Source organism: Capnocytophaga sp. oral taxon 324 str. F0483, from assembly GCF_000318315.2.
In the GTDB taxonomy this organism is placed as follows: Bacteria; Bacteroidota; Bacteroidia; order Flavobacteriales; family Flavobacteriaceae; genus Capnocytophaga; species Capnocytophaga ochracea.
Map to the genome: position 1 here is coordinate 58889 of NZ_KB291524.1, position 10863 is coordinate 69751.

7 protein-coding genes and 1 tRNA gene are annotated in these 10863 nt (G+C 41.8%); all 8 read right to left on the reverse strand.

The features are described from left to right. Positions 1-384: 384 nt before the first annotated feature. Positions 385-5859, reverse strand: coding sequence for an alpha-2-macroglobulin (locus tag HMPREF9072_RS06755; protein ID WP_009411034.1), 5475 nt, complete (start codon positions 5857-5859; stop codon positions 385-387). A 151-nt stretch (positions 5860-6010) separates the two neighbouring features. After that, complete coding sequence (locus tag HMPREF9072_RS06760; RefSeq protein ID WP_009411035.1) at positions 6011-7669, reverse strand: hypothetical protein; 1659 nt, start codon at positions 7667-7669, stop codon at positions 6011-6013. Next, positions 7659-8138: a regulatory protein RecX gene (locus HMPREF9072_RS06765; RefSeq protein ID WP_009411036.1), complete on the reverse strand. Its 480-nt coding sequence runs from the start codon at positions 8136-8138 to the stop codon at positions 7659-7661. Before HMPREF9072_RS06765 ends, HMPREF9072_RS06760 begins: the two co-directional genes overlap by 11 nt. A 120-nt stretch (positions 8139-8258) precedes the next feature. Next, positions 8259-8639, reverse strand: a complete 381-nt coding sequence (locus HMPREF9072_RS06770; RefSeq protein ID WP_009411037.1) for a hypothetical protein — start codon at positions 8637-8639, stop codon at positions 8259-8261. A gap of 43 nt (positions 8640-8682) precedes the next feature. Then, a tRNA-Cys gene (locus HMPREF9072_RS06775) sits at positions 8683-8753 on the reverse strand. Between the two features lie 45 nt (positions 8754-8798). Further along, entirely contained in the window at positions 8799-9164 is a 366-nt protein-coding gene (folB, locus tag HMPREF9072_RS06780) for a dihydroneopterin aldolase (protein ID WP_009411038.1), read from the reverse strand. 17 nt (positions 9165-9181) lie between these two features. Then, entirely contained in the window at positions 9182-10132 is a 951-nt protein-coding gene (locus HMPREF9072_RS06785) for a type IX secretion system membrane protein PorP/SprF (RefSeq protein ID WP_009411039.1), read from the reverse strand. A 434-nt stretch (positions 10133-10566) separates the two neighbouring features. After that, positions 10567-10713 (reverse strand): hypothetical protein, encoded by a 147-nt coding sequence (locus HMPREF9072_RS12105; protein ID WP_009750558.1) that lies wholly within the window; start codon positions 10711-10713, stop codon positions 10567-10569. Positions 10714-10863: the final 150 nt, after the last annotated feature.

Consider the following 10863-nt stretch of genomic DNA (forward strand, 5'->3'; position numbering starts at 1 on the left):
TTTTACCATTTTTTACATCGCTGTATTATACTATGAGTCAACTACTTATACACCCTTCCTATACCAATCGTTCAAGATTCGTATAAGCTTCCTATAAGCTCTCTATAAGCTAACTACATTCATCCTCACACCCTTTTTTCACCAAATACTCTCCCTCCTCTCTTCCGAACTCCTCCGAAATCTTCCGAACCCCTCAACGCTTCCACATTTGCTAATTTTTCCCCGCCTGCCGTGCTACAATTGCCTGCCGTGCTACGGTTGCCGTGTTACGACCTCCCACCTCCGAGCTTCTCAGAAACCTTTCAAATAAAAAAACTGCCCACATTACTGCAGGCAGTTTTTATATCACATCTCATTTTCTAATTATCTCATTTTCTCATTTTCTCATTTCCTAATTACCTCCACCCATCTACCATTGGTACGGGTATTGTAGCGGTTGCTGTACATTGCTTCAGCATAAGTACCTGGCAGATAATAGTGTCCCGCATACGAAGCATTCAACTTGAGCTTGATATACTTCGTTTGTTTGGCTTTCAGCGATAAGTAGAAATTCGCACGGTCGTCACGGAAATCAGTGTAGTCTATATAGCCGTTGCCATCACCTTCATCATAGTCAGTAAATCGGGTGTTTACAATCTCCCAGCCCGAAGGGATAATTTGGGTGAGTGCTACATTGTCTACTCTCTCCCCTGTGAGGTTCGTAATCTCAATAGTAGCTACAAACTGAGTGCTTTGGCGCAAATTGGTCACATCAAGTGTGTGTCCGTTGCTATCGCGGTAAGTAGTGTTAAGAGCCAATCCGTTTTGCATAGCGAGCTCTTTGCCTACAGGTAATATACCGCTGGTAACGAGGCGTACATAGAGGGTTTGGTTGCCATTGTTCTTCACCTGTAAAGTTTCATTGCCTTTGGCTGCAAGCGTCTTCTGTAGTATTGGCTCGGTAGATTTTAAGTTTTCGGTTTTGCCACTAAGGGTATAGCTTGCATTGATATTTCTACCGCTCTTGTTCTTCTGTACATATTTTGCCATTGCATAAAGCGAATAGGCTGTAGTTTGCGTGCTGAGCCAATCGTTAGTCGAGAGCTTTTCTGCAATCTCCAATGCCCAACGTCCTGCATCTTCTTTCCTACCGATAAGCAAAGCGGTTTCCATTGCCATTGCTTTATTGCGCAACACCGAGCCGTAATAGCTATCGGCATCGTCGTCTATGGAAGTGGTTTGGAAGAGCTTTTCAGCGGTTTGCTTTTGTCCGGCAAGAGCGTAGGCAGCTGCCAAAGTGCGTTTAGCGTTAGGAGTGAGCTCACTGAGTTCACGCAAGCGGTTCATAGCGCCTATGTTAGGATTTCCGGCAAGAGCCAAAGTATAGAGGCGATAGGCTTGGGCAAAATCGTTTTGATATTTACCCTCGTAACGCCATTGGCGCGCCTCATTGTTCTGATAGTCGAGCCAACGCTGTTTGCTACCTGAGGGCAATACATAACCTTTCTTTTCGGCTTCTACAAAAAACTGACCTATATACGAGGTTACCCAATCATCGGCATATTTACCTCCTTTCCAGTAGGTAAAGCCTCCATTAGAGAGTTGGTTTTCATACAATTTGCTAATGGTAGCACTTACATTGCGGTTCACCTCGTCGGCTTTTTCTTTAGAAAGGGTTACAAAGTCAGCTAAGAAAAGTTGAGGGAACGCCCCTGAGGTGAGTTGCTCGCTACAACCGTGCGGATAAGCGATAAGATAACCTAAACGCTGGGTAAGGTTCACACCTGGGAAGCTCGATACTTCTAATACAGTCTTGGCTTTTTCACCAAAGAGATTGATATTGAGAGAATGCGACTGTCCGCCTTGCAATACGGCGTTTTGTACTACATAAGTTACAGGGTTAGGGTTGTACACATCCATTTCCACCTCATAAGTCGCTTTTTCCTTACCCGAAGTAGCAATGATTTTCACCTTACCAATTCCTGTTTGCGAGGTGGTTTCAAGTTCAAAGTAAGCCATTTGCTCCCCTGTTTTATCGAAGTGCAACTGTTGGTTGCGTGTGCCTACTACTTTAAACAAACCGTTAGTCTCTACTTGTAGCGATACGTTCTTCACTTGTTTTTCCATAGCAAAAACGGTTACCGGCAACACGATTTTCTCATTAGGCACTGCTTTGCGTGGTAAGGAACCTAAAATCGATAACGGACTCACCACAGGTATATCTTTTTTCTCAGCACTACCATAGGCATTGCCCTTTACATCGCTGGCTACTACCATCACACGAGCAGAACCCATATAGTTAGGAATTTTCACGGTATGGGTATTACCTGCCCCTTTTTTCAGTTCAAACGGACCTCTAAATATCACAAAGGGTTTGAAACGGTTTGCTTTCTGTGCATCGGCACCGCCTAAATCTTCGTCTCCTCCTATACTGAACGCTTGATTGATAGTACCTCCATAAGCACCTATTACATCATCGTACACGTCCCAAGTCTTTACTCCAAGAGCAGTTTTGCTAAAGAAAGTATTCCAAGGATTAGGAGTTTTGAAGCGGGTGAGGTTTAGGAGTCCGTCTTCTACGATAGCCAAAGTGTACGTCATCGGTTTACCCGATTTTTCTCTTACCTTGATGCTCACTTTTTGGTTAGGAGTCAATCGGTCGGGCATTTGAATGACAGGATTGAGGACGGTATTCTTGTCTACCACCTTCACCGGTATCACCCCATAGAGGCGTATAGGCGCATCATTGAGCGTTTTGTTGTGCGGTTGCAAGAGGGTAACATAGAAATACACATTAGGCGTCATCTTATTGGTGATAGGTACCTCAAAAGTAGTTTCTTTATTAGCGGTCTCTACCCAATGAGTTTCGAGTACATCGTTGCCGTTTTCTACCGAGATGAGTGCGCGACCGCCTTTGTCTGACGGGAAACTAATCTTAGCTTTTTCACCTACGCTGTATTCTTTTTTGTTAGTACCCAAAGCGAGCATTACCGCTTCACTACCTTCACTGCCACGCGATTTGCCACTCCAGTCACCCCAATCAAAATAAGCAGTCGTGCCACACTTATGACCACTTTGGTCATCGGTAAGCATAATAAAATAGCGACCCCAGTCGGCATCCGGAATATTGAGTGTAAAACGTGCTTTACCACTGCTGTCGGTAGTGATGTTTTTAGTGGTGTAAATAGCATTGCTACTACTGCTATTATAGGTAGAGATATTCTGGTTCGAAGCGTCCCACCACCAGTTCCAGCCTACTTTATACACGGTTACCGATACGTCTTTATGGCTGAGTGGTTTGCCTTCTTCGCTGAGTACTACTGCATCGAAAGTGTGGTTTTGTTGGGTGTTGTAATAATCGTATTTGTTGGTTTCGGGCAAACGTAAACCTACGTACTCACTATAAGGTGAGAAAGAGGCTGTACTCACATCGGTACTGAAATCGCCACCACTTTCGTTGGCTTGGGTGAGGAAGTTCACTTTTAGCATACCAGGAGCATCTAAGTCGTTCGTTCTGAAGTAGAAATTCGCATTCCCGTTGCTATCGGTACGCCCTTCAAATACGTTCATCTCTTCGCTCTCAAACTGATAAGCGCGATTGTTGAACACGTATTTTTCATAACCTTTGAAGGCAGTTTCTAAGGGGTAGAACTTCGCTTTCACGCTCACACCTGTATTACCTGCTGGAGAGCCGTGTAACCACAACACTTGCAAGCGCACATTATCGCCCTTTTGACTGATAAGTTTACCGTTAAGGTTGTTCTCTATCTTCAAACGGTTAGGCTTAATGGTTTCAATCTTGATGCGTTTACTGAATTTCGTAGCCCCTGCCGAGATACTCACATTCCAATTGCCCGTAGGCGCATCGGAGTTGGTTTTTAGTCCAAATACATACTGGTTGGTAGGGTTGCTACTCTGCATACGCTCGGCTATCACCTTTCCGTAAGGGTCAGTAAAACGCAGTTTAATAGGCAGTTTTTCAGGGGTCTTTTGGGCAAAGTCGTTCAATATAAAGCCCACATAAATGCTATCACCGGGTCGCCATACGCCACGTTCGGTATAGATAAAGCCGTTGAGCCCTTTCTGTAAGCGCATACCATCTACATCGTATTTGCTTACCGACTGTGGTGCGCCGTCGTCTAACTTCACATAGGTAGTGAACTTGTCTTTTTTCACTTTCGCAAAATAAGCACGGCTACTGAGGTCTAAGCGCAATATTCCCTTACTATCGGTTTTGCCTTCTTGTATTTTCTGATGTTGGTAGCTGAAAACCTCTACTATTGCTCCTACTACCGGTTTGGTAGTGAGCAAGTCGTTTACTACTATGGTAAAGTTGTTCGTTTGTCCTTTCTTTACAATCACCCCAAGGTCGGAAGCAAGCACATTGGTACCCACCGTTCTGCCGTAGTAATAATTGTCTTTACAAGGACTATCCTCGTCTTCTTCCCAATAGAATTCTTCGTCGTAATCATAGTATTGAGAGTAGGTTACATCGTCGTCATTTAATGGTTTTTGTTCAAACGAAAGGTCAAGAGGTTCTTCGTTTTTAGCACCACAAGCGTAGAGTGAATAGTTTTTGGTCATTCCTAATTCTACTCGGTAAATTGCCCCTGGTTCGGGTGTAATCACCGAAGCAAGGTCGAGCGAATAAGTATTCCACTCGTTCAGCGGATAGAGCGCGCTGTCGTTCAGTTTGAGTACTTTTCGTGCAATAGGCTTGCCTACACGCTGTATATACGAGCCTCCGCCCAAATCGTTATCTTGCAAAAACTGAAAGATATTGTTCTCGAAAATGCGGTATACTGTTACATTCACCGCGCGCAAGTTGATAGTTTGGAAGTTGATTTTCAAATTCTGTGAGCTCGGTAGGATAGTACCGCTCTTAAGGAAGCGAATATCGGGTTTTTGCTGTAAGAATTTAATGTCAAAAGTTGCTTCTTTTTCCAATCGGTCGCCATAGATATTCTTGATACCTTTAGAAACGTACACCTTGTAGTCACCCTCTTTTTGTTCCTCGCGGAAGACTTTCACTACGTTGCCGTTTACGCTGTATTTCAGTGCAGTATTGGTATTGCTGAGGCTTATGAGTCCTGTAAAATCTTGTTCTTTTTCTAAGGGGTCAGAAAAGTTTACACTAAAAGCCTGGTTGGCACCGTCGGTTTTAGCGTTCAGAGCCTTGAATACCCCCTTTTGCGGAATAGTATAAGAGAAAGGTATAAGGTTTTCTTTAGGTATGTCTTTAACGTCCCATTTTATTTGAAGAGTTTGTTCTTTGTTGAGACGAGGTAAGCTGTCGAAGATAATTACAAACTTGTTATTAGTGCCTTGCGACTGGAACTTCACGCCTACTTTCTTCCCATCAAGAGTCGCTTTTAAAATCTCTTTAGCGGTTTCGTAAGGTATTTGGTCATTAGCCAAGAGTTCAGCACTAAGAAAATAATAATCACGGTTGTACGACTGTAACTCGTTTGACCTTACTCGAAACGCTTGTTGAAAAGTTTTCACTGTAAAGTTGAAAATCTCCAGTTCCTTTTTTGGTACTGCATAGAGCTTCTTCACGTAAAACGACACGCGGTACTCTGTGTTTTGAACCAAAGGTTTTTCAGGCACAAACTCTACAAGTGTAGGGTTTACGCACACCACTTTTCCTTTCACCTTAGGCGAAATTTCAAAGAGGTTAAGGTCGCTCACCTTGTCCATTTTGTCTTGCGACAAGGGTTCATTCAGTAGTATTTTTATTCCTGAGTGGGCAGAGATAAGCCCTGAGGTATACCCTGAAATATAATCTTTAAAAGCTAGTGGGTCGCTGTTGAAATTTACATTCTTCTTACAAGCGATAGCGACCAACAATGCTATCAGTACAAAGCTTATTTTTTTCATATTTTGATGACACTAATATTTTAAGGTACAAAGGTAGGAATTAATTATCAAATTAGCAAATGCTTTCTGAAAAAGCGTACCCTCTAAAAATAATACTTGTGTCGTTCACTTTAATTGCTTGTACTGTTACGACTGTTTGTGTGACTTGTACTTAATTAAAAATCTGCTCTAATATTTTAAAGGTGATGAGGTAGGTAGGCTTTACTCCCGTAGTACCCAAGCCTCCTGAGGCAAGAGTGCTACCAGTCTCCAAAGGATTGTCGGAAGCGTAGTAGGCATAACGCACTTTCACATCTTCACGTATGCTCTTGCGTATTTTTGATGCCGACTGTATGGCTTTTTGGTAATGTACACCTTCCATCTCTAAGCCTACTGCATTCCACGTAGAGTGTAGGAAGAATTTTAATATATCTTTATTTTGTAGCGAAGTTCCTAGCACAGTAATCATAGAGCCCTCAAACACTTTCAGTCCATTGCCTTCAAAGTCAGCTTTGGTAAATTCGTTGTGGAAAGGATAGTTATCTGCCGTACCTTCGAAGATGTGTGCAGTAGGAATCATCAGGTCTCCTTTCTCGCCTTCCAAGATGCCTGCCTTACCCATAATTGAGATAGAAAGCACGTCTAAGAAATAGGTCTTGCCTCCTTTGTGATAAGGTTTTAGGAGTTCATCTATGGTCTCAAAGGCTTGTTCACCAAAAGCGTAGTCCATTACAAATATCACAGGTTTTTCACCCTTTTCAAGATGATGTACTTCGTATGGTGTATCTGTAAAGTCTATTTTGGCAGTGTCAAACAGTTGCACGTCGATGTTCGTACCAGAAGTATCGTCTACCGAAATCATTCCGTGTTTATGAGCGTATTCCTTCACTTTTTTGCGCAGAGGTTCACTTTCGGGCAGACTTAGGAGCTCGAAGAGTTCTACACGTGAGCTTACTTCCACTTCTTTGGCAAGTGCTTTTTCAGCAAATAAGCTGTTCATTACGCTGTGCATATTGGCACTGATGATGTGTAACGGGCGTTCTAAGAGTCCATTTTTTAGTAATATATGCTTGATGTGTTCCGCCCATATCTCTCCGTGCAGATGATGCCCGATACGCTCGCGCAATACAGTGCTAAAGGTGATAGTGCGCTTATCGTCGTTCACGCGCTCGTTCAGAGCGAGCTTGCCTAACCAGTAAATAATGTGGATAAAGCGGTTGGGTAGGGTAGGAGTAGCTAAGGCTTTGTAAGCCCCCAGCACCTCTTCAAAAGTGCGCCCTAAAAGGTTGCCTATGTGTATAAAGGTAGCCTCACGCTCGGCAAGGGTGAGTTTATTCTTTTGTATATTGGCTTCTAATTTTGCCCAATCGTGCGAAATTTTATTGTCGTCTAACAGAATGCGGTCAGCGATTTTGTGTGACTCTATAAAAAGGAAAGTAAGGTGCGTAAGCACGTCGTAAATATCCGAACGACCACGAGTGATTTCAATATTCATCTGCTCAGGATCTATACGGTAACAATTGCGGCGACGTTTCGGTGGGATAATAGGCTTGAAGTGCGATTGTCGGTATCCCTCATCAGCAATTAGGTTGATGTATTTACACTGCTCAATCCCTTCAGGCAGACGGTCAAGTACGTAAATAAGCCCGCTCAGTTCCGATTTGCTCTCTGCAATACTGCCATAGATTTCTGGACGCAATACCAGTAGTGATTCGCGTAGTGCCTCGCCCGAGATACCCATAGGTTTATAGAAACCCCTTGAAAAGAGGTGTCTCATCGTTACATACATACGCTCTATAGCGTTCGTTGATTCCTGTGCTCTACTTTTCATATAATTCTTCTACTTTCTCATAAACCAAATCCGGCTCCCAACCGCGATACAGTAGGTAATTAGCCAGTTTAGCTTTAGCTTTATAAAGGTTCTTTTCTTTTATGGTAGCTTGTTTTTTCTCAGCCACTATCTCAAAAGTATCTATGTATTCTTCTTCGTCAATTTCTTCTAAGCCAACTTCAATATTGTAATCCGAAAGCCCTCTGGTTTTTAGTTCCCGTTCTATGCGCACGCGTCCCCATTTTTTGATGCGAAACTTCCCACGGGCAAAGCTTTTAGCAAAGCGCTCTTCGTTTAGGAAGCCGTTTTGTATCAGGTGTACCACTATATCATCAATAGCCAAAGGTATCATACCCATAGTACGCAGTTTTGTTACTACCTCGCGGTGGCAACGCTCTTGGTAAGCACAATAGGCTTCCAATCGCTCTTTTGCCTCTTGTACGGTATAGGTCTTTGCAGTAGCTTCCATTATATTTTGTAATTAATTAGGCAAAGATACAAGAAAAGCTACCAATACGGTAGCTTTCTTTTAATAATAACTTCTTTACATTCTTTTACTAACTTAATTGTGCGGGAATTAGAGCTGTGATTAGAATATAGCTGCTAAATCTTTTTTGTATTTAGAAAGTAGAGCTCTTGTTATACCATAGTTCGCTTTGGTCGAGTCTACTACTAAATAAATGAAATAACTACCATTCGCTGACACATCAATAATATGATTTTGGTCAGTAAGAACAATTATAATCTCATCTATTTTTTCTTTAGTAGCCAATCCTAATGCTTGAAGAGCATTTTGTTTAGCCTTCACTACCTCTAAGTTATAAGCAGAACCTAAGTTAGGATCAAAATTAGGATCTACTGATTCTGCGCCGTAAGAAACACCTGAACGTACTTCAGTTACTGAAACGGCGATAAAACCAGGAATGTTATTTTTTACATCCTGAATAAATTTGTCTAAAACATTTGTCATCTTTTTGAAATTTTTATTTTGTGGATTATTTAGTTAAAAAGTGAGGCATCGAGCGGATTTGAACCGCTGTAAAAGGTTTTGCAGACCTCTGCCTAGCCCCTCGGCCACGATGCCTTTTTATGTTTTGTAGTATCAGCGTGCAAAGTTACTACCTTTTTTTTAATTAGCAAGTTTTTTCTGTTTTATTTTTACACTCACCGAGGCTACGTCGCCATTAATAGGGGGATTGATTTTCGCAATTTCAAGTGTTATCTTCTGAACCTCAGAAAGCTCTTTGAATATCCTGTCTATAATGCGACCCGCTACGTGCTCTAATAATTCCGACCGTATAGCCATCTCTTCTTTTACAATCCTGTTCAAGTGTACATAGTCTACCGTGTCAGCAAGTCGGTCGCTCTTAATAGCTTTTTCAAGAGGAACTTTCACCTTCACATCCACGCGGTAATCACTCCCTATAATACCCTCTTCAGCAAGGCATCCGTGATTGGCGCGAACGCGTATGTTCTTTAAGATAATATGTTGCATTCTATATTGTTATACTACTATCGCTGTGCACATTTACAGTTACTTACTCCTTGGAATAGGTCAAGACCTAAGGTTATCACGTGAGTTCCTGAGTTGTATCTGATAAGTTCGTTTAAGTGGAGTTGGTAAGAGTATGCAAAGTACACCATTCCGCGTTTGAGCCCCGCCATAGGGCCAATGTTTAGTGGTTTGAAGATTTGGTCATTTAACGAGCGATAGTTCACCCCTACCCAATAATAATCGTCTAAATCCATCCAGCGGAATTTAAGGTTAAAATCAGTAGTAGAACGCCCGTCGCTTTCGTAGTACTGATAAAGTACTGAAGGCTCTATTTCAAAACGACTGTTCTTGTCTTTTTTATAACGGTATCCTGCGTAAACAAGGTAGTTGCGCAAAGCCTTAGGCTCTTCTTTGTAGAAACGCTCAATATCCTTGTTTAAGATGTTCAAACCAGATAGGTTTACAAACCATCTTTTATAGCGGTAAAGCACCGCTACATCAAAGTTGTGATTCACAGTAAAGCGGTCGTTAGTAACTTGTGGGTCAGGAATATTGTCGAACTTGTCGATATCAATCCTAAAAGTGTTCAAGGCATACGAAATACCAAATGAAATAAAGTGGTTGTCATAACGGTCAAGTGTAAGGTGGTGCGCAAACGTAGCTTTACCCCCCATTTGCTTGGTATTCCCGTTGCGGTCATTATAAAGCATAAGCCCCACGCCACTGCGTTCTCCTAAACGCATATCTCCCGCAAGCGATTGATAATCAGGAGCGCCCTTAACGCCTACCCATTGAGTACCTGCTGAAAGACGTATTCTCACAAAGTCCCCAATACCTGCATAGGTAGGGGCAATAAGAAATTCGCTATCTGCCAAATATTGGTTCATTTGTGGCAAGTTCAGCTCTTGCGAAAGAGCTTTCCCCCCCATAGTGCATAGTGCGAGCATTAACAATACTATTCTTTTCATTGTCGATAAAAATTTACTTAAACTATTTTCTTGCTATAAAATTACTAATTATCTCACAACACCTATATAGTAAGTAGCTATAGTGTGCAAAATTTTCAGCAAATATACTCATTATTTTTTTACTGCACTATTTTTTTACAAAAAAAATGTGCATATTTAACACATTTATATTTTTATTAACATTTTTAAAGCTGTTTTTCAGCTTTTTATATTTTTATGTTTTGTGAATAATTAACATATAAAAATAGCCTATTTATACTTTTTTATGAAGATTATAATGCTAAATATGGCTTTTGATGCGTTTTTTCATATGTGTAAAACACACCGTATCTTAATGACTCCACCTAAACAATTTTAACGTTTCAAAATGATGATTTTTTTCTATAAACCACAAAACATCTTTCCCACATCACTCTAAAATCACCCTTCCGTCATTACATTCCCCCTTTGAAGGTAGCTAGCGACGGCTGGGTATGTGCCCCACGAGAGCGAAGTATGTATAAAGGGGGAAGTTTGTCGCCTTTTCCAGCTTGTCCCCCTTCGGGGGTTCGGGGGCTTACCGAATAAATGATTCGCCACATTCCTTCTCTCCGAGGGAAGTCCGCGAGAGATTTTCATCACATTTTCTTCGTCATTCGTCTCTCGTCATTCGTCATTTCATTATTTTTTCCGTCATACTCCCCCCTAGTGCCTATGCCCTAAGGCCTATCACCTCTTCCTCTTTCTTTCGT